Source organism: Peteryoungia desertarenae (assembly GCF_005860795.2).
Taxonomy (GTDB): domain Bacteria; phylum Pseudomonadota; class Alphaproteobacteria; order Rhizobiales; family Rhizobiaceae; genus Allorhizobium; species Allorhizobium desertarenae.
This window is the reverse complement of sequence record NZ_CP058350.1, coordinates 2,487,070-2,512,891: the sequence shown is the minus strand read 5'-3', so window position 1 is coordinate 2,512,891 and position 25,822 is coordinate 2,487,070. Positions and strand designations below refer to the sequence as shown.

Genomic DNA, 25,822 nt, shown 5'->3' with positions numbered 1-25,822 from the left:
TGCGCCGTCATGCGCATGTGGGGTGCGCGACGGTTGCGGATCAATAGAGCAACCACCCACCATTTCTTGTGGTCCCTCCCGATCTTGCGTCACATCGCAACAGGTTTTCGTCCCCAGATATTCTCGTTTGTCTCCTCTTGACTTCCGCGAAGGCCGCCTCCACGCCGGGTGCCGAAAAGAGAAAATCCAAACATTACCGACACTTCACTGTTTTACCCGTTATCCACACCCCCACCCACAAGATCTAGCGTTAATATTTCATTCACAAACCACCCCTTGACGGAATCAGTTCACTCGATGTTAATGAACCCGTTGCGGCGGCGACTGGACCGGGCATGACGAGGCCGGGTTTCATCAGAAAATTGTTGCTTATGTGCCAGGGCGAATCCGTGCGTGAAAGCATGGGCACGCCGCAGGACACTGTTTGCAAATTTCTGACGCCGAAACGGGGTTCGGGGACTGGCGGCAATAAGTTGTTAGTACTATATTTAGTGTTTGCAGCCACGATAACCACAAGATAAAGCGTCAGACATCTCCGGATGAATCACTGACGGATGAACAATTGGCTGGCTGCGCGAGTTGGACGCGCAGCGAGACGTACACTTTGCGCCTTCGTGGCGCGCAAGATCGAGGGACAGGCAGATGCGCATAGAAAGACGTTTCACCAAGCCGGGCCAATCGCCATATGCGGAGATCAAATTCCGCAAGGCGGTGAGCGAAATCAAGAACCCGGACGGCTCGATCGTCTTCCGTCTGGCCGATATCGACGTGCCGAACCAATTCAGCCAGGTCGCAGCCGACATTCTGGCACAGAAGTATTTCCGCAAGGCCGGCGTGCCGAAGATCTTGAAGAAGGTCGAGGAAAACGACGTTCCTTCCTTCCTCTGGCGTTCGGTTGCCGATGAAAAGGCGCTGGCCAGCCTGCCGGAAGACGAGCGCTATGGCTCGGAAACCGATGCCCGCCAGGTCTTCGATCGCCTGGCCGGCACCTGGACCTATTGGGGCTGGAAGGGCAAGTATTTCACCTCGGAAGAAGATGCGAGCGCCTTCAAGGACGAGCTCGCCTATATGCTCGCCACCCAGCGCGTCGCACCGAACAGCCCGCAGTGGTTCAACACCGGCCTGCACTGGGCCTATGGCATTGACGGCCCCGGCCAGGGCCATTTCTATGTCGACCCCTTCACCGGCAAGCTGGTCAAGTCCAAGTCGGCCTATGAGCATCCGCAGCCGCATGCCTGCTTCATCCAGTCGGTCGAGGACGATCTCGTCAACGAAGGCGGCATCATGGACCTCTGGGTCCGCGAAGCCCGTCTCTTCAAATATGGCTCCGGCACCGGCTCCAACTTCTCCTATCTGCGCGGCGAAGGCGAAAAGCTGTCGGGCGGCGGTCGTTCCTCCGGCCTCATGTCCTTCCTGAAGATCGGTGACCGGGCAGCCGGCGCCATCAAGTCCGGCGGCACCACCCGTCGCGCGGCCAAGATGGTCGTCGTCGACATCGACCATCCCGATATCGAAGCCTATATCGACTGGAAGGTGAAGGAAGAGCAGAAGGTTGCAGCCCTCGTCACCGGTTCGAAGATCGTTGCCAAGCATCTGAAGGCGATCATGAAGGCCTGCGTCAATTGCTCGGCCGACAATGACGATTGCTTCGACCCGAACAAGAACCCGGCCCTCAAGCGCGAAATCAAGGCGGCTAAGAAGGACCAGGTTCCGGAAAACTACGTCAAGCGCGTCATCCAGTTCGCCCAGCAGGGTTATACCGACCTCGACTTCAAGACCTATGACACCGACTGGGATTCGGAAGCCTATCTGACGGTTTCCGGCCAAAACTCGAACAACTCCGTTTCGCTGAAGGACGACTTCCTGCGCGCTGTCGAAAACGACGGTGAGTGGAACCTGACCGCCCGCAAGGACGGCAAGGTGATGAAGACGCTAAAGGCTCGCGACCTCTGGGAGAAGATCTCCTATGCCGCCTGGGCATCCGCCGATCCGGGCCTGCACTACAACACGACGATGAACGACTGGCACACCTGCCCGGCTGCCGGCCCGATCCGCGCATCGAACCCCTGCTCGGAATACATGTTCCTCGACGACACGGCCTGCAACCTGGCTTCGCTCAACCTGTTGCAGTTCAAGGATGCGGCGACCAAGAAGATCAACATTGCCGATTACGAGCATGCGGTGCGCCTCTGGACCGTCGTTCTCGAAATCTCAGTGATGATGGCACAGTTCCCGTCGCGCCAGATTGCCGAACTCTCCTATGAATACCGCACGCTCGGCCTCGGCTACGCCAATATCGGCGGCCTGCTGATGTCGTCGGGCATCCCCTATGACTCGGCGGAAGGCCGCGCCATCTGCGGTGCATTGACCGCTATCATGACCGGCGTGTCCTATGCGACGTCAGCCGAAATTGCCTCGGAACTCGGCCCCTTCCCCGGCTATCAGCCGAACTGTGACAACATGCTGCGCGTCATCCGCAACCATCGCCGCGCGGCCCATGGCCTCTCCGAAGGCTATGAAGGTCTGTCGGTCGATCCGGTGGCGCTCATTCATGCCGATTGCTCCGACCCGGCCCTGATTGCCCATGCGACCGCCGCCTGGGACAAGGCGCTGGAACTCGGTGAACAGCATGGCTACCGCAATGCCCAGGTCTCGGTCATCGCACCAACCGGCACGATCGGTCTCGTCATGGACTGCGACACGACCGGCATCGAGCCCGATTTCGCGCTGGTGAAGTTCAAGAAGCTCGCCGGTGGCGGCTACTTCAAGATCATCAATGCCGCCGTTCCGGAAGCGCTTAGGGCACTCGGCTACTCCGAATCGCAGATCGCCGAGATCGACGCCTATGCCGTTGGCCATGGCAACCTGAACCAGGCGCCGGGCATCAATCCGACGACGCTTCGGGCCAAGGGCTTCACCGACGAGAAGATCGCGGCTGTCAACGGCGCGCTGAAGGCTGCCTTCGACATCAAGTTCGTCTTCAACCAGTGGACGCTCGGCGCCGACTTCCTGAAGGAGACCCTCAAGGTCACCGACGAGCAGCTCGCCGACATGAGCTTCAACCTGCTTGACCATATGGGCTTCTCGAAAAAGGACATCGAGGCTGCCAATATCCATGTCTGCGGTGCGATGACGCTGGAAGGCGCGCCCTTCCTCAAACCCGAGCATCTGCCGGTCTTCGATTGCGCCAACCCTTGCGGCAAGATTGGCAAGCGTTATCTCTCGGTTGAAAGCCATATCCGCATGATGGCGGCGGCCCAGCCCTTCATCTCGGGCGCGATCTCCAAGACGATCAACATGCCAAACGAGGCGACAGTCGAGGATTGCGGTGCAGCCTATATGCTGTCCTGGAAGCTGGCGCTCAAGGCCAACGCGCTTTACCGCGACGGCTCGAAGCTCTCCCAGCCGCTCAACGCCTCGCTGATCGAGGACGAGGCGGACGAGGACGGCGTCGAGGAACTGATCCAGCTGCCGGCGGCTGCCCAGGCGGTCACCGTCACTGAAAAGATCATCGAGCGTGTCATCGAACGGGTTGTTCGCGAGCGGGAAAAGCTGCCGAACCGCCGTCAAGGCTATACCCAGAAGGCAACCGTTGGCGGTCACAAGGTTTACCTGCGCACCGGCGAGTTCGGTGATGGCCGTCTCGGCGAGATCTTCATCGACATGCACAAGGAAGGTGCCGCCTTCCGTGCGATGATGAACAATTTCGCCATCGCGATTTCGCTTGGTCTGCAATATGGCGTGCCGCTCGAGGAATATGTGGAGGCCTTCACCTTCACCAAGTTCGAGCCGGCCGGCATGGTTCAGGGCAATGATGCGATCAAGAATGCCACGTCGATCCTCGACTATGTGTTCCGCGAACTCGCCGTCTCCTATCTCGGTCGCCACGACCTCGCCCATGTCGATACGTCGGACTTCTCCAACACGGCGCTCGGCAAGGGCATCCAGGAGGGCAAGACCAATCTGGTCTCGACCGGCTGGACCCGTGGCCACAAGCCGATGCTGGTCGGCGGCACGGGCCATCAGCCGCTCGCCGAGCCGAAGGGTGCAGCGACCGCCGCTCCGGCCAAGGCCTCGTCCGGCGGAACCGTCACGGCGTTCTCGGGCAATGCCGCCCGCAAGCTTGAGGTGACGGCTGCCATCTCGACCTCCGAAATCGTCGCCTTCAAGCGCGATTACGAGGAGCGCGCGGTCGAATTCGCCGAGGAGATTGCCGAGGAACTGGTCGACGAAGCCGGCCAGGAAGCCACCGCCCTCTTCTCCGACAAGGCCGCCGCCGACGCCGCTGCCGCCAAGGCGGATGCCAAGAAGGTCGAAGCCGAACGCCGCATGCGCTCGATTGCGCAGGGCTATACGGGCAACATGTGCTCCGAGTGCCAGAATTTCACGATGGTGCGGAACGGGACTTGCGAGAAGTGCGACACGTGTGGCGCGACGAGCGGCTGCAGCTGAGGATTAAACCAAGTACGAAAGTTCTAAATGTACCTTCTGGGTCTAATTGAACCTTATCGCGCTGAGATCGCGTCAGTAGCCCTCCCTTTAGCGGGGGGCTACATAAAGTATTTAGCTAGCCCACGATCAAAGATAATCTATTCCAAGTCGCACGGCTTCTGTTACGGCTTAAGAGGCGGGGATGCAGAACCGAGTCTAGTATATACCGAGTCACTTATTTTCAAGAATGCGGGTCGAAAGACAGCTACAGAAATAGAAATCATCTTAGGTCGACGACCACAAAATTTTGCAATCTGGCCTCAGAGAGACTACCAGGTCACCGAAAACGCTGAAGGTTTCTTCGTCTTAAAGACACAAAACCTTGCGCCTAATGAACACTTCACAATTAACATGCTCGAGGTTGGTTACAACCCTCCGATGCTTACCAATGTTCGTTGCGCCGACGGACCTGCTAAAGCGATAAATGTAGCCCCCGCTCAAATTTACTCTCGTTGGGTGCATCTAAGTGCAGCCACCCTAATGTTCATGGGATTCTGTACGTCGCTGTACTTGATAATCAGGTTTATCGAGTACGTCACAATCTGACGTAAGCCAATTTTTACAGAAGCATTAGAGCGTGGTCCACCTCCCCCCATGCGGGGGAGGACGGAAAATCGAAGGCTTAGGCGAGCGCAAGCCGCCTAAACTTCAGATTTTCCCGGAGAGGGGCGCGGTTATGCTGGCACTCACCTGACCGAGCCCCCCTCTTGCGATTTCAGATGTTTAGGCCGCTTGCGCTGGCCTAATTCATCGAAATCGCTTTCTCCCCCGCATGGGGGGGAGATAGAAGCCAAGATATACGCCGCACAAACCATTAACACTGCTGCGCATGAACCCACGGTAACGTTTGCCCGTGACCCATCGAGATGGCGCGACCCCACCTCCCCCCAAGCGGGGGAGGACGGAAAATCGAAGGCTTAGGCGAGCGCAAGCCGCCTAAACTTCAGATTTTCCCGGAGAGGGGCACAGTTCCCGTGGCACCATCCTCACCGAGCCCCCCTCTTGCGAAATCTAAGGTTTGGCCCTGATCGGGCCAATTCCTCGATTTCGCTTTCTCCCCCGCAAGGGGGGAGATGGGGCCGCGCTTGGCCACCGCTCCCAAGTCTCCCCCGCGTGAGGGATATAAGGCCGTCTCATTCGCCGCTATTCCTCAACTCACTGAGGATCGTGTTGCAGACACCATCGAGGTTCTCCTCGACCTCAGCGTTCCACACCCTCAGCACCCGAAACCCCGCAGAGCGAAACCAGGCGTCACGGCGCGCATCATGGGCGCTGTCGACATGCTGGTGCCCGTCCACCTCAACGATCAGCCGCGCCTCGAAGCAGACGAAATCGAGAATGTAGCCGTCGAGCGGCACCTGGCGCTTGAACTTGAAGCCGCCGAGTTGCTTTGCCCGCAACTCCTGCCACAGCCGGTTCTCAGCCCCTGTGGCATCCGCCCGCATGACGCGGGCAAATCGGCGATGGCGTTCTGGTACCTCGCGATGCGGCATCTCGCACTCTCCGAAACCACCACAGATTGCACTCCAATTGCGGGAAAGGAAAGAGCGATCCGCAGCCCACCTCCCCCCAAGCGGGGGAGGACGGAAAATCGAAGAGTTAGGCGCGCGCAAGCCGCCTAAACTTCAGATTTTCCAGGAGAGGGGCGCAGTTATGCTGGCACTCACCTCACGAAGCCCCTCTCTTGCGAAATCTGAGGTTTGGCCCTGATCGGGCCAATTCCTCTCACAGCCTTCGCACGGCGTCGCGCTCAGGCCTCCGTTCGCTGAAATCGATTCACTGGATCGATTTCTGGCCTTCGGCCACCGCTCCGAAGTCTCCCCCGCAAGGGGGGAGATGGGCCGAAACGGTCACCGCGCGCAACTTCCCTCTCCCTCCAAGGGAGAGAAAAGACCTTCATCACACTTTCGTGATCAAATTGCGCACCGTCCTCAATTCCCCTCAATCCCTTACGGGTTAACGACGCGGATTTGCCTCCCCTTGGGGGATGATCATTCCAAATTCCCCAACACAATCAATCACCATACCCCATTTTCATCCCCCTCCCTTTTTCTCTGCCCCATACTCATCCCGTTCCGCCCTCGGATACACCGGACATTGCGAAGTCCGGCGAGGCGGGGCCGGTGCCGGGGTGGAGGGCTGTCGCAGGTCCAAGGCAACGGCGTCGCAACGGTCTCCCTCCCTTCGCCAGGAAGAAGGGACAACCGGCACGGATGGCCGGTTCCTGATCTTCCTGCCTGATCAGAAGGGGCGTGCCCGGGAGGCACACAAGGAGGCGTCCGGCGCAAATGCCGGATGACAAGACGGCGGGGAGCCCCAGAGATCCGACAAGGATCAAAGGGCCTCCCCGGGACTGAGGGTCCGGCCGGACGGTACCATCCGGCGGGAACCTCCCGGGCCGACCGGCCAGGGTGTCGCCCTGTCTCACAAGGACAGGCGGGACCCGACCCTCAAGCCCGGACGACGGTGGATCGCCAATGATCTTTCCGTCACCGCCGCCTCTGCAGCGAGACACTGCGATGGAAAAGACACCGAACAGGGCGCCGGAAGGAGCCACATAAACTACTTAGATAGGTTGCTTCTGGCGCCCTGTCCGAGACGAAAGACAAAGGCCAACATGGCCGCAACCGGAGGGCAAAACCCGACCGGACATTGGCCATGGTTTTTTGACAATTTGAATTTTGCTCGACCTCTCTTCCCCCTTGGAGGGAGAGGCTTCGGAGCGTTGGCCGGAGGCCGGAAATCGATCCAGTGAATCGATTTCAGCGAACGGAGGCCTGAGCGCGACGCCGCGCGAAGGCGATGAGAGAATGCTGGCACGGCACTTCACCTCCCCCATGCGGGGGAGGACGGAAAACCGAAGGCTTAGGCGAGCGTAAGCCGCCTAAACTTCAGATTTTCCAGGAGAGGGGCGCAGTTCCCGTGGCATCATTCTCACCGAGCCCCCCTCTTGCGATTTCTGATGTTTAGGCCGCTTGCGCTGGCCTAATTCATCGAAATCGCTTTCTCCCCCGCATGGGGGGAGATGGGTCGTCGCGCTTTCGGCTTTTGCCCCGCATCTACCCTTCGGGCACCTTCTCCCTGGCTGCGGGGAGAAGGACCAGACGGTCAGGACACGCCCTCACCCGAATACGGCAAAAATCCGGCAATGGTCGGAACCAAGGTCAGCGCGCCTCGTTAGACGATTGTAATTCCCAGGCAAGCCTTGCAATCCCAAGGCGAAATGCCAAAACCGAGGAGAATTCCATGCGTGCATTGAACCTGACCACCCTCATCCTGGTCATCATTGGCGGCGTCAACTGGCTATTGGTCGGCCTTGCCGATCTCGACCTTGTGGCTGCCCTGTTTGGCGGACAGGACACCATGCTGGCGACCATCGTCTATGTGCTGGTCGGCCTATCGGCGCTGTGGCAGCTCGTGCCCTTCTTCAAGGCCATGTCGATCGGCGAGACCCATGCCGAGGCCAATGTGCATCATCGCCACTGACGATCCCGGCGGTCTGCGGCCCGCCTCATAATCGACAAGCGTTCATCCGCGTGACGGGGGCTTCGTGGCCCCCGTTTCTTGTGGTCAATTCGTCCGGGCTTTCCCAAAAAAGGCCAGTTGCCAGTGATCCGGGCGGACTTGCCAAGAACGCTTCCTTAACCGGCAGTCGCTAATCTCGATGTCCGTAAAGGACAACCAAGAGACGAGTTGACAGCATGTCCAAACCGACATTCCGCTTCACCCATTACGATCTGAAGGAACAGCGGGCCGGCACCATCATCGAGGTGACCCTGTCAGCGGTCAACAATGTCCGCCTGATGACCGCGACCAATTTCCAGCGCTTCAAGGAAACGCTGGACTACAAATATGTGGGTGGCGTGGCGAAGAAATCACCGCTGAAGCTGGTGATCCCGGAAAATGCTCATTGGCACCTGATCGTCGATATGGAAGGCCATCATGGGCTGGCCGAATCCAAGGTGAAGATGGTGGCAGCGCCCCAGGTCCAGCCGAAGCAGAAGGCGTCGTAAGGCGCCTTTGCGGCCATTACCGGATCCCTTCCAGAACCTCATCTGCCGCGCGAAGCCCGCTTGAATGGGCGCCATGCACCGTGCCGAAATGCTCGGTGCTGGTATGCTCGCCGGCAAAATGCAGCCGGCTTCCGACCGGCCTTGCCAGCGCATCGAAATCGGATGGCAGCGCCCCGACTGCCGGATAGGAATAGGCGCCGAGGCTTGAGGGATCGCGGGTCCAGGCATGGCGGGTGATCGCCACGGGTGCGGAAATCGTCTCGCCGAACATCGAGCGCAGCACCTCCATGACCTCCGCCTCGACCTCGGGCATATCAAGGCCATCGACGCGGCTTGCCTCGGCCCCGCTTGCCATCAGCGTCAGGACCGGTTCACCATGGATCGGCATGAGGTTCAGCATATCGGCGAAACGGCCGCGCACTTCGCCGGCATAGCCTAGATAATGCAGATCGGTTGGCCAGAAGGCACGCTCGAAGCGGACGGAAACCTTGGCGAGATTGCCGAAGCCGATCGCCTCGATCGCAGCACGGTGGCGTGGCGGCAGCGGCGGATCGAAACGGATTGCACCCGCTTTCAGGACACCGAGCGGCACGGTGACGATCACATGATCGGCGCTCAATTCAAGATCGTCGGTCTCGACCGTGACGCCCTCCGCGCCATGGCGGATCGCCCGAACCCTGGCGTCAAACCTGATGTCGAGTTTTTCGGCGAGCGGCGCGATGAGGCTGTCATAACCTTGGCGGACGATGGTATCGGGTCCCTCATATTCGCCGCCGCTTTCGGCATGAAGGGCGGATAGCGCGCCGAGGGGCGCGCCAAGCTCGTTCTCCAGCCGGTCGGTCAGCACCCAATTGCCGAGCGGCGATGACAGAAGCGCGGGGTCGAGCGCCTGCACGGCGTCGAGCATCGACAGATCGGGATTGGCTTCCGCTTCCTCGGCAGCGGCCTCGATCAGTGCTTCCATCCGTTCCCAGGTGGCCCAGAAGGCTTCCTCGCCCACGGCCTTGCCGTCCGGGCCAATCAGGATGGAAAGGTCCTCGTCGACGAAAAAGGGCGAGGCGCCTGCGGCCTCGACAAGGTCAACGAGCGGATTGCCGTCAAAACCGTGAATGAAATTGGCGCCCTGCTCCACCGGAACGCCGAGGCTGCGGTCGGTGTAGATGCGCCCGCCTATGCGGTTGCGGGCTTCGAGAACGGTCACGGCAGCGCCCTCGCCCTTCAGCCTCGCCGCCGCTGTGAGACCCGCCATGCCGGCGCCGATGACGACGACGCGAAGGCCGGCGGCCCTGCGGCTCCCGCCTGTCGCGGACGCCAGAGCCGCATTCGCGCCGGTCAGGCTGGACAGGACCGTGGCCGCGAACAGCCGAAGCAGGCGACGCCGGGCAAGGTCAGGCTGCATGGACACCGTCACGGTTTTTCCCGGCGTCGTCGGCGTCCCTGCTGGCACCTGATGGCTCGTCAGAGGCGAGGTCTTCGGCGAAGAAGGCACGGCCACGTCCACCCTCCTGGAGGCATAGAGCGCCCGGTCGGCCATGATCATGATGTCGCGCGCCGCGACACCGTTTTCCGGGGCCACAGCAATGCCGAGGCTGATGCCGACATCGACAACGGCACCCGACGACAGCGTAATCGGTCGGGAGACGGAGGCAATGATGGCCTGGGCCAGCATCGACAGGCGCGCTCGGTCGCGGAAAGCCGTCATCAGGATCACGAATTCGTCGCCGCCCACCCGGCTCACGAGACCCTGTTCCGTAACGCAGTCACGCAGACGGGTGGCAACCGCCCGGATGACCTCGTCACCGGCTGCATGGCCATGGATGTCATTGACGGCCTTGAAGCGGTCGAGATCACCCGCCATGACGGCAAAGGGTGCGTGGGTCAGCCGCTCTGCAGCCTCGTTCAGGGCCCGGTCGAATGAGAGCCGGTTGGCAAGGCCCGAGAGTGCATCCTTGTGGGCGAGTTCGCGATTGAGCCGCTCACTTTCCTCCAGCCGGGTTGACAGGCGGGCGATCGAGCGGCCAAGGATCAGGCTCGCGATCAGCAACACGCCGCAGAGCAGGACCACGGTCGGCACGACAACGGCCCATATCTCGACGCCTGGACGGTATAGCGTCCAGCTCAGGCTGCCGAGCATGCGACCATCAACCCCGATCAGCGGCACAAGACCGCCCGGATCGCGAGAGAAGGCAAGCCCCGGGAATTCCAGTTCCTTGTTGACTGCGACAATAAAATCCGTCGTCAGCGGGCGGGCCGAGACGACGATGACCGGTGGCCCCTCCGGCAGGACTACCTCGGCGTCATAGGGGACAATGGCCATGGCTGTCGCGAGCATGGTTTCGCCATCAATCTCGATGAAGCCATAGGCAGCAATCTGCTGAACCTCGAAAGCCCCAACAAGGCGCTGGGTGTAACCACCTTTGATCGCGATGCGATTCGTGTCGTGACGGGCAAGCGCCAAATCAACAAGAGCCTGCAAATCAGACCCTGCGTCCAGCGGCGTCTGAGTGAAATCGACCTCACCCTGCCAGGACTGCATCAGCACCCGATTACCTGGCCCGATCAAATACGTGCGCTCATGGCCGAAATCATACCAGAGCGACGAGACGAACTCGTCCTCCACATAGGTCCGATTGAAGTTGAGAGTGATGTTTTCGACCGATCGATCCCAGCGCGCCATGGTCAACTGCTCGCGGGCCATCAGGTTGTTCCACGCGCCGATCACGTTCTGAAACAGCTCGATCTGTTTCTCGACGGCAATCTTGTCTGCCTTTCCAGACGCAATGAAACCGACAAAAAGGAGCGACAGGCCGGCAAGCGTGATCAGTACGGCTGCAAAAATCTTGACAAGCTTCGGCAAACCAAAACGGGAGGACCCGCCGTCACCCACTGACGCTGGCAGAGACCTCTGATCTCCAAGCATGAAAACCCCTCAAAAATGTCGCCACAATAAGTGGCCACAGGATAATTGAGGCGGCTTAAAACCGGCTTAAGCTGAAATTTCGATCAATCGGTGATGATCAGCCGCCGCCCCGCTCACGGCGAAGCTTCGCCCACCAGTCGAGGCGCTTGCGGATCTCTCGTTCAAAACCGCGCTCCGGCGGATCGTAATACTGCTGGCGGCCCATCTTTTCCGGGAAATAGTCCTGGCCCGAAAATGCGTCCGGCTGGTCGTGGTCGTAGAGATAGCCGTCGCCATAGCCTTCGCCCTTCATCAGCTTGGTCGGGGCATTCAAAATGTGCTTCGGCGGTAAAAGCGAACCATGCTCCTTGGCCGCCCGCATGGCCGCCTTGTAGGCGACATAGACGCCATTCGATTTCGGGGCCGTGGCGAGATAGACGCAGGCCTCTGCCAGCGCCAGCTCACCTTCCGGAGAGCCCAGATAATCATAGGCATCCTTGGCGGCATTGCAGACCACGAGCGCCTGCGGATCGGCAAGGCCGATGTCCTCGACGGCCATGCGCACCAGCCGCCGTCCGAGATAAAGCGGGTCCTCGCCGGCATCGAACATACGGCAGAGATAATAGAGTGCGGCATCGGGATCGGAGCCGCGCACCGCCTTGTGCAGGGCGGAGATCAGATTGTAGTGACCATCCTGTCCCTTGTCGTAGACAGGTGCGCGGCGCTGGACGATGCGGCCCAGCCCCTCGGTGTCGAAGACTTCGCGCGGTCGGGCCGCACGCCAGACCTCTTCGGCAAGCGTCAGCGAGGCGCGGCCATCGCCATCGGCCATGCGGATCAGGCTGGCGCGGGCGTCCGCGTCCAGCGGCAGCGGCTTGGCCTCATTTTCTTCGGCCCGCTTCAGAAGCGTCTCGATGCTCGCCTCGTCATGCGGCTTGAAAGTCAGCACCCTCGCCCGCGACAAAAGAGCGGCGTTCAGTTCGAAGCTCGGATTTTCGGTCGTCGCGCCAACGAGAATGACGGTGCCGTCTTCCATGACCGGCAGGAAACTGTCCTGCTGGGCGCGGTTGAAGCGATGGATCTCGTCGACAAAAAGCAGCGTTTGCCGACCCTCCATGCGGCGCAGGCGGGCGCTTTCGAAGACCTTCTTGAGATCCGCCACACCAGCGAAAATCGCCGAGATCTGCTCGAAGGCGAGACCCGCCTCGCCCGAGAGCAGCCGGGCGACGGTGGTCTTGCCGGTGCCTGGCGGCCCCCAGAAGATCATCGAGCCGAGCGAGCCGGAGGCGATCATCCGGGCGAGAACGCCATCCTCGCCGGTCAGATGCTCCTGACCGGTCACTTCGGCAAGGCTTTTCGGCCGCAGACGATCGGCGAGTGGACGGCGCTCGGCCATTTCCTTCGATATCTGCGGCGCGAAAAGATCACTCATCGGAAGATCTGCCGGATGCGCTGGCCATCGCGCTCCACCTCGACACGCCAGAAGCCGGGATCGCTTCGCGAAAGCGCTACAAGGTCCTCCACCTGCGATACCGTCTCGCCATTCACAGACACCACGATATCGCGCGGGGCAAAGCCCAATCGGGCGGCGGGCGATCCCCGCACAACTTCGGTGACGACCACTCCAGTGACTTCGGATGCCATTCGCATCTCATAGGCAAGGCGCGGCGAAAGATTGGCGATACGCGCGCCGGCAAAAGGACTACGACCATCGAGCAAGGTCAAATTGCGCGGACGAGTTTCTGGAGCTGTGGCCAGCGCGAGATTGACCTCGCCCGGCTTGCCATTGTCGCTGATCGAAAGCGCCACCGTCTTGCCAAGCCCGGCCGTGGTCAGCCGATAGCCGAGGGCATCGGGATGCTCTACCGGCACACCATCGACCGCTATCACGACCTGACCGGGACGCAGGCCAGCTTTTGCCGCTGGTCCATCCTCGACAGTGCTGACGACCAGCGCCCCTCTCACCGTCGACAGCCCCAACGCCTCCGCCACATCCGAGGTCACAGGTTCGAAGCTCGCACCGATATAGGGACGCTCGAAGCTTGTATCGCCGCGCTCGGCAGCTTCCAGGAAGACGCGTACCAGATTGGCAGGAATGGCAAAGCCGACGCCGTTTGAACCGCCGCCGCGCGAGAAGATCGCCGTGTTGATGCCGATCAGCTCGCCGCGCATGTTCACCAGCGCGCCACCCGAATTGCCGGGATTGATGGCGGCATCGGTCTGGATGAAAAAGCCGAAGTCGCCTTCAGTCACCTGATTGCGGGCAAGGCCGGAGACGATACCGCTGGTGACTGTCTGACCGACACCGAAGGGGTTGCCAATGGCAAGCACCAGATCACCGACTTCGGTCGCATCGGAATTGGCGATCGGAAGGGTTGGCAGGGGCTCGCGGCTGTCGATCTTGAGAACTGCCAGATCAAGACGGTCATCTTTCAGCACCACCTTCACCGGATATTCACGCCCATCGGCAAGTGCCACCTTGATGTCATCCGCACCGTCAATGACGTGGTTGTTGGTGACGACCGTGCCATTGGCTTCCACGATCACGCCTGAGCCAAGCGAAGACTGGCGCTCCGTGCGGTTCGGCATCCGCTGGCCGAAGAAGTGCTCGAAGAAGGGATCGCCGGCGAAGGGATTGACGCGGCGCTGGACCATCCGTTCTGCATAGACATTGACCACAGCGGTTCGTGTCTGGCGGACAAGCGGGGCGAAGGAGAGCTGCATCTCCATCTGGCTATCGGGCACCACACGTTCCTGGGCGGTCGCAGCATGCGGCACCATCAGGCCGGCAATGACGAGGGTTGACAGGATTGTCTTGAACACAGGCATGCGAATCCCCTTTTTCGGTCGGGATGTTTTAACGCCCGTTTCTTGAGGGTGAAATAGGCGGAACAATGGAAAGCCCGCCTTTCACGACATCAGGCGCCCTGCGCACCGATGATGGAGGTCATCAGGGCATGCAGTTCATCACGATAGCCTGTTCGTGCAGATGGCTCGCCCTCACTGGACGTCATGGTGACGGTCAGCCCGAGATCCGGGACGATATAGAGCATCTGGCCGCCATAACCCCAGGCATATTTCACCGGCACGCCGGCCATGTCCTTCAGGAACCAGGCATAGCCATAGCCGTCACCGTTGAACACCGAACTGGTTCTCGGCTTCCAGCTTTCGGCAATCCAGGCCTCGGATACGAGCCTTTCGCCATCTTTTGTTACGCCCCCGCGTCGATAGAGTTCGCCGAAGGCATGGAGCGAACGCGGGGTCATCGCCATCTGGTTGCCGCCGAGATAATAGCCCTGCGGATCCCGGTGCCAGGAGCCGATACGAAAACCATCAAGGGGGCTCAACCATTCCCGCGCCAGCGCAAGCGTGGGCTTCTTCGACACCTTTGTCAGGATGACCGAAAGAAGATGGGTCGAGGCGGTGGAGTAGAGCATGCCGCCACCCGGCTCATCGACGAAATCGGCAGCCAGAGCAAAGCGGGTCCAGTTGCGGCTGGAAACCCAGCGGCCATAATTCGAGCCGGACATGCGGGCGAGACCCGCCTGCATGGACAGGAGGTGGCCGATCGTGATCTCAGACAGTCTTGGATCAGGATTGCTCGGGAATTCCGACCGCAGAACGGTCTCGATCTTCTGATCGACACCCTGAAGGAGCCCCTTGTCGATTGCCATGCCCACCAGCGCCGAGACAATCACCTTGGAAGCCGACTTGATATTGGTCGAGCCGGTCAGCGAGTGGCTGCCATAGGCGCGTTCTGCCAGAAGTTCACCATCCCGGCTGACGATGACGGTTTCGAGCGGTTCGAGACGGGTCGCATCTTCCAGCAGCCGTGCGATCCGTGAATTCGCATCAGGATCATGGGGCTCTGTTGCACGCTCCTGCGTGCCGGCGGGCACCTGGGCCCATGCTGCGGATGGCTTCAGGGAAACGGTCAGAGGGACCATGGGGATGGCTGCCAAAGCAGCAAGAAGTGTACGTCTTTGCATGACGACAATCTTATGGACTGCATGGGGCAAAGTCTGGGCAGATGTTCAGCCTTCACCAGAATTTGTACTATCAGCGCTGCCAATGTCGCCGACACAGGAACAGTGCCTCCCCTTCAACGTTGCCCATATGAAACCACTCATCGACGCCTGATCCACGATCATCATGAAGGAGGACACGATGAAACCCACATCGACGCTTACATTCGCCTCGGCACTTGCCGTGTTCATGCTTCTGTCCGCAGGCCCTGCTGCTACCGCGAGCTTTGACTGCCGGGCTGCCGATCTCTCGGAAGCAGAAGTGACCATCTGCGAGAACTCGACCCTCAATGACAAGGATGTCGAGATGGCCACAACCTACTCGCTGATAGGAGGCCTTCTGCCGGAAGGCGAACGGCAGACGCTGGAACAGGACCAGCGCGTCTGGCTTGCACGCCTTGATGCCTGCGAGACCAATGCTGATTGTATTGCAGCAGCCTATGCCGAACGGATGGCTGACTTGCGCACGGTGTATGAGCGGATCCGCGCCCGCTAGTACCCGATGTCGGCACTGATCAGTGTCAGTACGAATCGAGATGAGTTATCGCCACTCATCACGAAGTCGGTGAAACAGGCGCTATGACAGGGCAAGGGTAAAGCTACCCACGGCAGCTGCGAGCACAGAACCGACGCCGATGAAGGCGAGGCTGCGCCGCCGATCCTGGCGAGAGGCTGCTCCGCCGGAATAGTCAAAACGCTCATAGATGACGTTTTCCATCGGCATGCCGACATCCAGCAATGTGTCGGACACTGCCGAGACCATCGGACCCGGGCCGCACATCAGGGCAACCGTTCTGTTCAGGTCAAGCCCCTCCAGAAGCGATTCAAGCCTCGTTCGGTCGAGCCTTCCGACAGCACCCTGCCATTCCTCCGTCGCCTCTTCGGCGATCAGCAGATGTCTCAGATCCAGTCCAGCGGCAGCGGCCTCGATTTCATCGACACAGGCGAAATTGGGAACTGCGCCCACAGCATAGGCGAGCCGGACGGGCCGAGAATCGCGCCTTGCGACCATGTCGCGCAGGATACCCATGATCGGGGCGATCCCGACGCCGCCAGCGACCAGAAGCACGGCATCTGACGGGTGGGCTTCAAGCGAAAACTCGCCATAGGGACCGTCGATGCCGATCGGAGTGTCCGGTTTCAGCTTGCCGATATCACGGGTGAAGTCGCCGACCTCCTTGACGATCAGACTTATGCCCGGTCGGTTGGGGCTATCGGCAATCGAGAAGGGATGGTCAAACAGCGGAAAGCGACGGCTTCCCTCCGTCATCCAGACGAATTGACCTGCGTGATAATCAAGCTGGGGTGTTCCATCCGCCGGCTGGATATCCAGTTCCCAGAGGCGGTCTGCTCGGCGAGTGACGGATGCCAGACGCCAGGGCTTTTTATGCAGCTTCAGCCAGCGATAGCCATATAGGATGGCAATGACCGCGATGATGGCAGCCGTGATCAGCCACCAATAGCTTTGGGTCAGACCGAGCGAGGCAAAACGACCGGTGGTAATCGCGTGATGGAGCCCACCGCCGATCGCAACTAAACCGAGAATGATGTGTATGGCACGCCAGACTTCGTAGGGCCAAGGCAGGACATTGCGCAAGGCGGAGCTCAGCACCAGTGTCACGATCGCCGCCCAGGCGATGACGCCCGTGCGGTAATGGGGCAGCGTAAGATAGGCGACGAGACGCTCCTGTCCGAGCTTTGTATCCTCGATAAAGGTTGGTGCGACATAGGCCAGCGGGTGCAAGACAGCTGCGATCAGGACCCACCAGGCGGCGACCTTGTGAAAAGCCATGATCTTGTCGATGCCCATGCGTCCGGAAACGATCTCGAAACGCCCGGAGGTGACGAACTGGATGGCCATCGCGGCCAGCGCCACCATGCCCAGCGCTGCTGCAGCCTTTTCCCAAGGGTCCGATGGGGAGACCCTGGCGGTCAATGCAAGAAGCAGCGGCAGGCTGCAAAACAGGATGTAGATTGCGGCCAGAAAGCCGGCCGGGAGCTTTGTCAGGCCTGTCGATGCGCGGGCCGACTGAACGATGGCAGTGTCTGTCACGGTCTCGGTCATGGGTACCTCCAGCGTCGTTCTTAGCAGCTACGATTCGTGTTCGAATTGATCTCTGTCATGTCGCGCTCCTCCCGGTTGTCGCAAACTGCCCGTGTCGCCAAGACAGACACGACCGAGGAGGATCACATGACGCGCCGAAAGCCCGCGAGACTGTTTGCCCTGATCGCCAGCCTGACGACACTTGCCGGGATGCTTGCGATATCGACACCCGCTGCAGCCCAAGAGGATTCACCGGTTTCCAGTTTGGTGGAAGCCTGGCTCTCTTCTCCCCATGGAAATTACCATTCCCGTTCCTTCACCTATTGGAACAAGGATGGCGAAGTGCCTGCCAATTGTGCCACCTGTCATTCCGAGACCGGCTTTCTCGATTATCTGGGTGTCGATGGGAGTGCTGCCGGCAGCATCGAGAAGCCCGGCGTGATCAATTCACCGATCGGCTGCGCTTCCTGTCATACCAGCGAGGCCCATGCGCTCACCTCCGTCCGCTTCCCCTCGGGCGTCACGGTCGATGGCCTCGGCAGTTCGGCAACCTGCACCGTCTGTCATCAGGGCCGGCAATCCGGCCTTGCTGTCACGAAGGCTGTCGGCGACCTTGGCGAGGATACGGTTTCGGCGGAATTGTCCTTCCTCAACATTCATTATGCCGTTGCCGCCGCCACCATGCACGGGGCCGAGACCAATGGTGGCTATCACTATCCGGGCAAGACCTATGCCGGACGCTTCCAGCATGTGCCGAGCGCCAACAGCTGCACTGCCTGTCACGATCCGCACACAACAAAGGTGGCTGAAGAGGGTTGCATGACCTGTCACAGGGGGGTCGACACCATCCGCGACATTCGGATGCGGCACGGAGACTTCGACGGCGATGGCGATATCGCCGAGGGTATCCATGGCGAGATCGTCACGCTGCATGAGCGGCTTTACAATGCCATCACCGCCTATGGGCGCGAGGTCACGGGGACGCCGATCGGCTATGCCAAGGGCCGGCACCCCTATTTCTTTGTCGATGGCGATGGAGATGGCGCGATCAGCGATGCGGAGGCGGTTCGTGACAACCAGTTCAAGGCCTGGACCCCTCGCCTGCTCAAAGCGGCCTACAACTATCAGGTCGTGATGAAGGACCCGGCGGGCTATGTGCATAACCCGACCTATCTCCTGCAGTTGCTGCATGACAGCCTGGAAAGCCTGTCGACGAGTGTTGACGTCGACATGGCATCAATCAGCCGACCGTAATGTCTTACGAAAAGACCGCCGACCTTTCGGGCCGGCGGTCTTTTCGCGCATCTTTCGATTTGTCAGACTATTCCGGCAGCTGGCGCACGGCGCCCTTGTCGGCAGACGACGCGAAGGCGGCATAGGCCTTGAGCGCGGTCGTGACGTTGCGCTTGCGCGTTTCGGCCGGGAACCAGCCCTTGGCATCCTGCTCGGCGCGGCGGCGTTCCAGTTCTGCAGGATCAACCACCAGATTGATCGTGCGGTTCGGGATGTCGATATCGATCAGGTCGCCTTCGCAGACCAGGCCGATGGCACCGCCCTGGGCGGCTTCCGGCGAGGCATGACCGATCGAAAGACCCGAAGTACCGCCGGAGAAGCGGCCGTCGGTGACCAGGGCGCAGGCCTTGCCGAGGCCCTTCGACTTCAGGTAGCTCGTCGGATAGAGCATTTCCTGCATGCCAGGGCCACCCTTGGGGCCTTCATAGCGGATGACGACGACGTCGCCGGCGACGATCTGGTTCGACAGGATCGCCTTGACGGCGGAATCCTGGCTTTCGAAGACGCGGGCCGGGCCCTTGAACTTCAGGATACTCTCGTCGACGCCCGCGGTCTTCACGATGCAGCCGTCGAGCGCGATATTGCCCTTCAGAACGGCAAGACCGCCATCCTTGGAGAAGGGATGTTCGACGGAGCGGATAACGCCCTTTTCGCCGTCGGTGTCGAGATCGTCCCAGCGCGAGGCCTGCGAGAAGGCCTGGGTGGTACGAACGCCGCCCGGAGCCGCCTTGAAGAATTCGCGGACGGTTTCGGAATTGGTGCGGGTGATGTCCCAGCGGTCGATGGCGTGGCCGATGGTTTCGGCATGCACGGTCGGGCAATCGCGGTTGATCAGGCCGCCGCGGTCGAGTTCGCCGAGGATGCGCATGATGCCGCCGGCGCGGTGGACGTCTTCCATGTGCACGTCCTGCTTGGCAGGGGCAACCTTCGACAGGCAGGGCACCTTGCGCGACAGGCGATCTATATCGTCCATGGTGAAATCGATGCCGCCTTCATGGGCAGCCGCCAGGATGTGCAGGACCGTGTTGGTCGAGCCACCCATGGCGATGTCGAGCGCCATGGCGTTTTCGAAGGCCCGTTTGGAGGCGATGTTGCGCGGCAGGACGCTTTCGTCTTCCTGCTCATAATAGCGGCGGGCGAGATCTACAATGAGGTGACCGGCTTCGACGAAAAGGCGCTTGCGATCGGCATGGGTTGCGAGCGTCGAGCCGTTGCCGGGCAGCGACAGGCCAAGGGCTTCTGTCAGACAGTTCATCGAATTGGCGGTGAACATGCCAGAGCAGGAACCGCAGGTCGGACAGGCTGCCTTTTCGATTTCGGAGACTTCAGCGTCAGAGACATTGTCGTCTGCGGCTGCGACCATGGCATCAACCAGATCCAGTGCCACGGTCTTGCCATGCATGACTACCTTTCCGGCTTCCATAGGACCGCCGGAGACGAAGACGGCAGGAATGTTGAGGCGCATGGCGGCCGAGAGCATGCCGGGCGTGATCTTGTCGCAGTTGGAAATGCAGACCATGGCGTCCGCGCAGTGGGCGTTGACCATATATTCGACCGAGTCGGAGATGATCTCGCGCGACGGCAGCGAATAGAGCATGCCGTCATGGCCCATGGCGATGCCATCATCGACGGCGATCGTGTTGAATTCCTTGGCGACGCCGCCGGCGGCCTCGATTTCGCGCGCAACGAGCTGCCCCAGGTCCTTCAGGTGGACATGGCCGGGTACGAACTGGGTGAAGGAATTGACGACGGCGATGATTGGTTTGCCAAAATCCGAATCCTTCATGCCTGTCGCACGCCAGAGGCCGCGCGCACCCGCCATGTTGCGGCCATGCGTGGTTGTTCTCGAACGATAAGCGGGCATCGGGATAGTCCTCTTTAGTCTTTTTGATCTGTTCTGGTGTTTCTTATGGTGTTTCCGCACGCAGCAATGCGCTGCATTTGGCGGCACTCCTATCGGCTTTCGACCGCGCAATCACTATCACATGGACAAAAAGCGGTACGGTTTCACAAACGTGAAGACACGAACTCCGGCAATCCGGCAGCGGTCAGCAGCATGGTGGGAGCGCCATCCGGCGGTTTCCGCCCTGTGTCTCTGGTATCACTCAGCCCCACGGCAGCTTCCCCAGATGTGGCGAAACTGTGATTCTTACAGGTGCGCCTCAGGTTCCCGTACACAAAATAGTTCCCGAACGCCTTCTTTCCCAAAGACTGAAACTCTGTTTTCCTGCGTAACGTCTCCTATTTCACAACAGAGATTGTTCAGAAAGCCAGAGAGGCCGTCATGTCCAGCTATCGTCCGCCCCACATACCCTCCAGCGAGATCACGCCGAAATCCGTCTATCTAAGGCGGCGGGAATTCATGGGCGTTGCGGCAGGTGGACTTGCCATGGCCGCAGGTGCTCCGGCGCTTGCAGCACCGCTTGCGGCTATACCGACCAAATACACCCTGGATGAAAAGCTCACCTCCAAGGAAGATGTCACGACCTACAACAATTTCTACGAGTTCGGCACCGGAAAGGACGACCCGGCAAAAAACGCCGGCTCACTGACGACGCGTCCCTGGACGATCGAAGTGGATGGCCTCGTCGCGAAGCCGCAGGTGATCGACATCGAAACCATCATGGCCAACTATACGATGGAGGAGCGCGTCTACCGGATGCGCTGTGTCGAGGCCTGGTCGATGGTGATCCCGTGGATCGGCTTTCCGCTTGCGTCCCTGCTCGATCAGGTAGAGCCGCTCGGTTCGGCCAAGTATGTCGCCTTCGAGACGCTGGTGCGCCCTGAGGAAATGCAGGGGCAGGCCGGCATCTTCCAGGCGCTCGACTGGCCCTATGTCGAGGGACTGCGCCTTGACGAGGCACGCCATCCGCTGACAATCTTGGCGACCGGGCTTTACGGCGAAACGCTGCCGAACCAGAACGGCGCGCCGATCCGGCTGGTCGTGCCGTGGAAATACGGGTTCAAGGGCATCAAATCGATCGTCAAGATCACGCTGACGGAAGAAGAACCGCCGACAACCTGGAACAAGGCTGCTCCAAACGAATATGGCTTCTACGCCAATGTGAACCCGGCGGTCGATCATCCGCGCTGGAGCCAGGCTACGGAGCGTCGCATCGGCGAGGCCGAGGGGCTTTTTGGAGGAGCTCGCATCAATACCCTGCCCTTTAACGGCTATGCGGACGAAGTCGCCAGCCTGTATGAGGGAATGGACCTGACCAAGTTCTATTGACATGGCCTCTCTTGCAATCCCGACCCGCTACAGACCGGCTTCGGTCTGGGCGCTCTATGCCATAGGCCTCATTCCGGGGCTTTATGGCTTCTATCTCGGCATCTTTGGCGGGCTGGGTGCCGATCCCGTGCGGGCGTTCGAGCACCTTCTCGGGCTCTGGGCCCTGCGCTTTCTCTGTCTCGGTCTGCTGATTACGCCGCTGCGCGATTTGTTCGGGGTCAACCTCATGGCCTATCGGCGTGCGCTCGGCCTTCTGGCCTTCTATTACGTGCTTGCGCATTTCGCCGTCTATCTCACCCTCGACCGGGGCCTCATTCTCTCCTCGATCGCCGGGGATATCCTGAAGCGCCCCTATATCATGCTCGGCATGGCCGGCTTGTTGCTGCTGATCCCGCTGGCACTGACATCAAACCAGTGGTCGATCCGTCGGCTCGGCCCGAAATGGAACCAGCTGCACAAGCTGGTCTATCCGGTGCTGATTGCTGCCGTTCTGCATTATGCGCTGTCGCTGAAGGTGATCGATCCGGAGGCGGCTTTCTATATCGCCGTGACGATCATTTTGATCGGCTATCGGCTGATTAGGCCGAAGCTGATGGAAAGACGGCGTGCCAGGAGAATGGCAACCGCTCAGCGGTGATAGCCGCGCTCGCAGCCGTGCATGCGCGGGCGGCGACGTTTGAGGATACGGACTGAGGTCAGAGTGCCGAACTCTATGACCGGCTGCTGGACCGTGTCCCCTCGCCCGTGGTGGCATTGAACCGGGCGGTGGCGCATGCCATGGCATTTGGAACGGAGACGGGGCTCGCGCTGCTGGCGGAGATCGAGGCGGAGCCGCAGCTTGCGGACTACCTGCCGCTCTATGCGGCAAAGGGGGATTTCCTGTTTCGCCTGGAGCGCAGGGCCGAGGCGCAGGCGGCCTTCGAACGGGCAGCTGGTCTCAGCGACAATGCGGTGAAACGCTGCTTCCTTCTTCGGCGTGCGGAGACATGCGACAGTTGAGTTTCAGGTCGAACAACGCAAAAAGCCGGGTGATCGCTAACCCGGCTTCCTGTCTACCTTCCCTTACGGAAGATAGCTTACGCAGCTTCAGCAACTTCTTCTGCTTCAACGCGGGCCTTGTCGGCTGCACCCTTGGCATCGACATCGCGGTCAACGAATTCGATGACGGCCATGGCGGCGTTGTCGCCCTGACGGAAACCGGCCTTCATGATACGCAGGTAGCCGCCGTTGCGGGTTGCGTAACGCGATGCGATGGTGTCGAACAGCTTGGCGACGACAGAAGCGTCGCGGATCTGCGAGATCGCCTGACGGCGGGCATGCAGGTCGCCGCGCTTGCCAAGCGTCACGAGCTTTTCAACGATCGGGCGAATTTCCTTCGCCTTCGGCAGGGTGGTCACGATCTGCTCATGGGTGATGAGCGAAGCAGCCATGTTGGCGAACATCGCCTTGCGGTGGCTGGCGGTACGGTTCAGCTTGCGGCCGGCTTTCTGGTGGCGCATTGCTATTCTCCTTTAAGTGCAGGCTCTGTCCCAGAGGCTGCCGTTTCCTGACACATACGGGCATTCACCCGCAGTTTGACTGGAAAAGGCAGAGACAGCCCTGCCTTTATCTTTTTCAGTACTGGTCTTCGTAGCGTTTGGCGAGATCTTCGATGTTCTCGGGCGGCCATGCGGGCACTTCCATGCCAAGGTGCAGGCCCATGGAAGCGAGAACTTCCTTGATTTCGTTCAGCGACTTGCGACCAAAGTTCGGGGTGCGCAGCATCTCTGCTTCGGTCTTCTGGATCAGATCGCCGATATAGACGATGTTGTCGTTCTTCAGGCAGTTTGCCGAGCGGACCGACAATTCGAGTTCGTCGACCTTCTTCAGGAGCGCCGGGTTGAAGGCCAGTTCGGTGACCGACTCTTCTTCGACTTCCTTCTGCGGTTCGTCGAAGTTGACGAAAACCGAGAGCTGGTCCTGCAGAATGCGGGCAGCGAACGCAACGGCGTCTTCACCCGAGATCGAGCCATTGGTCTCGATCGTCATGGTCAGCTTGTCGTAGTCAAGAACCTGGCCTTCACGGGTGTTTTCCACCTTGTAGGACACCTTCTTGACCGGCGAATAGAGGCTGTCGACCGGGATCAGGCCGATCGGTGCATCTTCCGCGCGGTTACGCTCAGCCGGGACATAGCCCTTGCCGTTGTTGACCGTGAACTCCATGCGGATCTCGGCGCCCTCGTCGAGCGTGCAGATCACATGGTTCGGGTTCAGGATCTCGATATCGCCAACCGTCTGGATATCGCCAGCGGTGACAACGCCCGGACCCTGCTTGCGCACGACCATACGCTTCGGATCGTCGCCATCCATCTTGATGGCGATTTCCTTGATGTTGAGCACGATGTCTGTCACGTCTTCCCGAACGCCCGGGATCGACGAGAACTCGTGCAGGACGCCATCGATCTGAACCGCCGTCACGGCACCGCCGCGCAGCGAGGACAGAAGCACGCGACGCAGCGCGTTGCCAAGCGTCAGACCGAAGCCGCGCTCCAGTGGCTCAGCCACGAGCGTTGCCTTGGTGCGACCGGACGAAGTGAACTCCACCTTGTTCGGCTTGATCAGTTCCTGCCAATTCTTCTGGATCATGATTTTACCTTCCGTTCGTCGTCACCATCCAATCGTGACGACCGAGCATTAGAAGCACCGGAGCGGGCATACCCCACCCCGGCGGGATGAATAATGATCAGACGCGGCGCTTCTTGCGCGGACGGCAGCCATTGTGCGGGATCGGCGTCACATCGCGGATGGAGGTGATCATGAAGCCGGCAGCCTGCAGGGCGCGCAGAGCGGATTCGCGACCGGAACCCGGACCGCAGACTTCCACTTCCAGAGACTTCATGCCGTGTTCCTGAGCCTTCTTCGCGCAGTCTTCGGCAGCGATCTGAGCAGCAAACGGGGTCGACTTGCGCGAACCCTTGAAGCCCTTGGCACCAGCGGACGACCAGGCAATGGCATTGCCCTGAGCGTCGGTGATGGTGATCATCGTGTTGTTGAAGGTCGAGTTGACGTGGGCAACGCCCGACGAGATATTCTTGCGTTCGCGGCGGCGAATGCGTGTGGCTTCCTTGGCCATGGTATTCCTTTCAGTTGATCTTAACACCGCCGTAATTCCAGCGGCTCCACCAATCGGGGCAATAGGATTTAGGCAGTAGGCGATAGCTCCCTATCACTTACTGCCCACGCCCAAATGCCACGAAAAATTACTTCTTCTTGCCTGCGATCGCCTTCGCCGGACCCTTGCGGGTGCGGGCGTTGGTGTGCGTGCGCTGGCCGCGAACCGGCAGGCCACGACGATGACGAAGACCACGATAGCAACCAAGGTCCATCAGACGCTTGATGTTCATCGCAGTATCGCGACGCAGGTCACCTTCAACCTGATAATCGCGGTCGATGGTTTCGCGGATTGCCAGAACTTCGGCATCCGTCAGCTGATGAACACGACGGTCAAGCGGAAGGCCGACCTTTTCCATGATCTCAGCAGCAAATTTCGGACCAATCCCGTGAATATAGGTCAGCGCAATGATTACGCGCTTCGCAGTCGGGATGTTGACGCCAGCGATACGTGCCACGCCTATTCTCCTTGCTTCCAGTTGCCATCCGGCAAGTGGTGTCTCGTTACACGACCCTTGCGGGCCGCAATTACAGATTGGGTTCTCAACAAGTCAAAACGATCGAACCCGGTCTTCCGTCTTCCCCGGAAGAACGCGCCGATCGCTCAAATGTCGCGAGTTGGCGCGCTGTTTAACGGAATCAGCTGGCAAAAGCAACCGATCCGCTAAAAATTCT

General features: G+C 60.1%; 19 protein-coding genes. 8 read left to right on the top strand and 11 right to left on the bottom strand.

Annotation, left to right across the window (positions count from 1 at the left end):
* The first annotated feature begins 642 nt into the window (after nucleotides 1-642).
* Complete coding sequence (locus FE840_RS12240) at nucleotides 643-4,452, top strand: vitamin B12-dependent ribonucleotide reductase (protein WP_138288993.1); 3,810 nt, start codon at nucleotides 643-645, stop codon at nucleotides 4,450-4,452.
* Nucleotides 4,453-5,624: 1,172 nt separating this feature from the next.
* Here FE840_RS12240 and FE840_RS12235 read toward each other — a convergent pair.
* Nucleotides 5,625-5,984, bottom strand: coding sequence for an endonuclease domain-containing protein (locus FE840_RS12235; protein ID WP_138288994.1), 360 nt, complete (start codon nucleotides 5,982-5,984; stop codon nucleotides 5,625-5,627).
* A gap of 1,753 nt (nucleotides 5,985-7,737) precedes the next feature.
* Between FE840_RS12235 and FE840_RS12230 the strand changes: the two genes are divergently transcribed.
* Together FE840_RS12230 and FE840_RS12225 are read left to right on the top strand one after the other, a co-directional pair.
* Entirely contained in the window at nucleotides 7,738-7,977 is a 240-nt protein-coding gene (locus tag FE840_RS12230) for a DUF378 domain-containing protein (protein ID WP_138288995.1), read from the top strand.
* A gap of 215 nt (nucleotides 7,978-8,192) precedes the next feature.
* The gene (locus FE840_RS12225; RefSeq protein WP_138288996.1) at nucleotides 8,193-8,504 is read left to right on the top strand and encodes a DUF1883 domain-containing protein; all 312 of its coding nucleotides are present in this window, start codon (nucleotides 8,193-8,195) and stop codon (nucleotides 8,502-8,504) included.
* A 16-nt stretch (nucleotides 8,505-8,520) separates the two neighbouring features.
* Here FE840_RS12225 and FE840_RS12220 read toward each other — a convergent pair whose 3' ends face one another.
* From FE840_RS12220 to FE840_RS12205, 4 genes are all read right to left on the bottom strand, one after another.
* Complete coding sequence (locus FE840_RS12220) at nucleotides 8,521-11,424, bottom strand: FAD-dependent oxidoreductase (RefSeq protein WP_179028207.1); 2,904 nt, start codon at nucleotides 11,422-11,424, stop codon at nucleotides 8,521-8,523.
* A gap of 97 nt (nucleotides 11,425-11,521) precedes the next feature.
* Complete coding sequence (locus tag FE840_RS12215; RefSeq protein ID WP_138288999.1) at nucleotides 11,522-12,835, bottom strand: replication-associated recombination protein A; 1,314 nt, start codon at nucleotides 12,833-12,835, stop codon at nucleotides 11,522-11,524.
* Nucleotides 12,832-14,232 carry a DegQ family serine endoprotease gene (locus FE840_RS12210; protein WP_138289000.1) on the bottom strand — a complete coding sequence of 467 codons (1,401 nt, stop codon included), beginning with the start codon at nucleotides 14,230-14,232 and terminating at the stop codon, nucleotides 12,832-12,834. The genes FE840_RS12215 and FE840_RS12210 overlap by 4 nt, the downstream gene beginning before the upstream one ends.
* 89 nt (nucleotides 14,233-14,321) lie before the next feature.
* Nucleotides 14,322-15,392: a serine hydrolase domain-containing protein gene (locus FE840_RS12205; protein WP_138289001.1), complete on the bottom strand. Its 1,071-nt coding sequence runs from the start codon at nucleotides 15,390-15,392 to the stop codon at nucleotides 14,322-14,324.
* A 178-nt stretch (nucleotides 15,393-15,570) separates the two neighbouring features.
* On the opposite strand from FE840_RS12205, the gene FE840_RS12200 reads away from it, so the two are divergent.
* Nucleotides 15,571-15,924, top strand: coding sequence for a lysozyme inhibitor LprI family protein (locus tag FE840_RS12200; protein WP_138289002.1), 354 nt, complete (start codon nucleotides 15,571-15,573; stop codon nucleotides 15,922-15,924).
* An 81-nt stretch (nucleotides 15,925-16,005) separates the two neighbouring features.
* Here the strand turns inward: FE840_RS12200 and FE840_RS12195 are convergent, their stop codons facing one another.
* The gene (locus FE840_RS12195) at nucleotides 16,006-17,493 is read right to left on the bottom strand and encodes a ferredoxin reductase family protein (RefSeq protein ID WP_138289003.1); all 1,488 of its coding nucleotides are present in this window, start codon (nucleotides 17,491-17,493) and stop codon (nucleotides 16,006-16,008) included.
* A gap of 126 nt (nucleotides 17,494-17,619) precedes the next feature.
* Here FE840_RS12195 and FE840_RS12190 point away from each other — a divergent pair, with 126 nt between their 5' ends.
* Nucleotides 17,620-18,726, top strand: a complete 1,107-nt coding sequence (locus FE840_RS12190) for a cytochrome c3 family protein (RefSeq protein WP_246318763.1) — start codon at nucleotides 17,620-17,622, stop codon at nucleotides 18,724-18,726.
* Between the two features lie 67 nt (nucleotides 18,727-18,793).
* Here the strand turns inward: FE840_RS12190 and ilvD are convergent, their stop codons facing one another.
* Nucleotides 18,794-20,629 (bottom strand): dihydroxy-acid dehydratase, encoded by a 1,836-nt coding sequence (ilvD, locus tag FE840_RS12185; protein ID WP_138289005.1) that lies wholly within the window; start codon nucleotides 20,627-20,629, stop codon nucleotides 18,794-18,796.
* Between the two features lie 420 nt (nucleotides 20,630-21,049).
* On the opposite strand from ilvD, the gene msrP reads away from it, so the two are divergent.
* The 3 genes from msrP (at nucleotide 21,050) to FE840_RS12170 (ending at nucleotide 22,996) form a co-directional block, all read left to right on the top strand.
* Nucleotides 21,050-21,997 (top strand): protein-methionine-sulfoxide reductase catalytic subunit MsrP, encoded by a 948-nt coding sequence (msrP, locus tag FE840_RS12180; RefSeq protein WP_138289006.1) that lies wholly within the window; start codon nucleotides 21,050-21,052, stop codon nucleotides 21,995-21,997.
* Between the two features lies 1 nt (nucleotide 21,998).
* Nucleotides 21,999-22,634 (top strand): protein-methionine-sulfoxide reductase heme-binding subunit MsrQ, encoded by a 636-nt coding sequence (gene msrQ / locus FE840_RS12175; RefSeq protein WP_138289007.1) that lies wholly within the window; start codon nucleotides 21,999-22,001, stop codon nucleotides 22,632-22,634.
* 140 nt (nucleotides 22,635-22,774) lie between these two features.
* Nucleotides 22,775-22,996 (top strand): hypothetical protein, encoded by a 222-nt coding sequence (locus FE840_RS12170; protein WP_179028206.1) that lies wholly within the window; start codon nucleotides 22,775-22,777, stop codon nucleotides 22,994-22,996.
* A 77-nt stretch (nucleotides 22,997-23,073) separates the two neighbouring features.
* On the opposite strand, the gene rplQ is transcribed toward FE840_RS12170, so the two are convergent.
* The 4 genes from rplQ to rpsM all read right to left on the bottom strand — a co-directional run bounded on the left by rplQ (nucleotide 23,074) and on the right by rpsM (nucleotide 25,605).
* A complete protein-coding gene (gene rplQ / locus FE840_RS12165; RefSeq protein ID WP_138289008.1) occupies nucleotides 23,074-23,496 on the bottom strand; it encodes a 50S ribosomal protein L17 in 423 nt (140 codons plus the stop codon).
* Between the two features lie 115 nt (nucleotides 23,497-23,611).
* Nucleotides 23,612-24,622, bottom strand: coding sequence for a DNA-directed RNA polymerase subunit alpha (locus FE840_RS12160; RefSeq protein ID WP_138289009.1), 1,011 nt, complete (start codon nucleotides 24,620-24,622; stop codon nucleotides 23,612-23,614).
* A gap of 97 nt (nucleotides 24,623-24,719) precedes the next feature.
* Nucleotides 24,720-25,109 carry a 30S ribosomal protein S11 gene (gene rpsK, locus FE840_RS12155; protein ID WP_007598338.1) on the bottom strand — a complete coding sequence of 130 codons (390 nt, stop codon included), beginning with the start codon at nucleotides 25,107-25,109 and terminating at the stop codon, nucleotides 24,720-24,722.
* A gap of 127 nt (nucleotides 25,110-25,236) precedes the next feature.
* Nucleotides 25,237-25,605, bottom strand: a complete 369-nt coding sequence (gene rpsM, locus FE840_RS12150) for a 30S ribosomal protein S13 (RefSeq protein ID WP_138289010.1) — start codon at nucleotides 25,603-25,605, stop codon at nucleotides 25,237-25,239.
* Between the last annotated feature and the right edge of the window lie 217 nt (nucleotides 25,606-25,822).

Coding starts and splice junctions, on each gene's coding strand:
- FE840_RS12240 (WP_138288993.1), top strand. CDS start 643: ATGCGCATAGAAAGACGTTTCACCAAGCCGGGCCAATCGCCATATGCG.
- FE840_RS12235 (WP_138288994.1), bottom strand. CDS start 5,984: ATGCCGCATCGCGAGGTACCAGAACGCCATCGCCGATTTGCCCGCGTC.
- FE840_RS12230 (WP_138288995.1), top strand. CDS start 7,738: ATGCGTGCATTGAACCTGACCACCCTCATCCTGGTCATCATTGGCGGC.
- FE840_RS12225 (WP_138288996.1), top strand. CDS start 8,193: ATGTCCAAACCGACATTCCGCTTCACCCATTACGATCTGAAGGAACAG.
- FE840_RS12220 (WP_179028207.1), bottom strand. CDS start 11,424: ATGCTTGGAGATCAGAGGTCTCTGCCAGCGTCAGTGGGTGACGGCGGG.
- FE840_RS12215 (WP_138288999.1), bottom strand. CDS start 12,835: ATGAGTGATCTTTTCGCGCCGCAGATATCGAAGGAAATGGCCGAGCGC.
- FE840_RS12210 (WP_138289000.1), bottom strand. CDS start 14,232: ATGCCTGTGTTCAAGACAATCCTGTCAACCCTCGTCATTGCCGGCCTG.
- FE840_RS12205 (WP_138289001.1), bottom strand. CDS start 15,392: ATGCAAAGACGTACACTTCTTGCTGCTTTGGCAGCCATCCCCATGGTC.
- FE840_RS12200 (WP_138289002.1), top strand. CDS start 15,571: ATGAAACCCACATCGACGCTTACATTCGCCTCGGCACTTGCCGTGTTC.
- FE840_RS12195 (WP_138289003.1), bottom strand. CDS start 17,493: ATGACCGAGACCGTGACAGACACTGCCATCGTTCAGTCGGCCCGCGCA.
- FE840_RS12190 (WP_246318763.1), top strand. CDS start 17,620: ATGACGCGCCGAAAGCCCGCGAGACTGTTTGCCCTGATCGCCAGCCTG.
- ilvD (WP_138289005.1), bottom strand. CDS start 20,629: ATGCCCGCTTATCGTTCGAGAACAACCACGCATGGCCGCAACATGGCG.
- msrP (WP_138289006.1), top strand. CDS start 21,050: ATGTCCAGCTATCGTCCGCCCCACATACCCTCCAGCGAGATCACGCCG.
- msrQ (WP_138289007.1), top strand. CDS start 21,999: ATGGCCTCTCTTGCAATCCCGACCCGCTACAGACCGGCTTCGGTCTGG.
- FE840_RS12170 (WP_179028206.1), top strand. CDS start 22,775: ATGGCATTTGGAACGGAGACGGGGCTCGCGCTGCTGGCGGAGATCGAG.
- rplQ (WP_138289008.1), bottom strand. CDS start 23,496: ATGCGCCACCAGAAAGCCGGCCGCAAGCTGAACCGTACCGCCAGCCAC.
- FE840_RS12160 (WP_138289009.1), bottom strand. CDS start 24,622: ATGATCCAGAAGAATTGGCAGGAACTGATCAAGCCGAACAAGGTGGAG.
- rpsK (WP_007598338.1), bottom strand. CDS start 25,109: ATGGCCAAGGAAGCCACACGCATTCGCCGCCGCGAACGCAAGAATATC.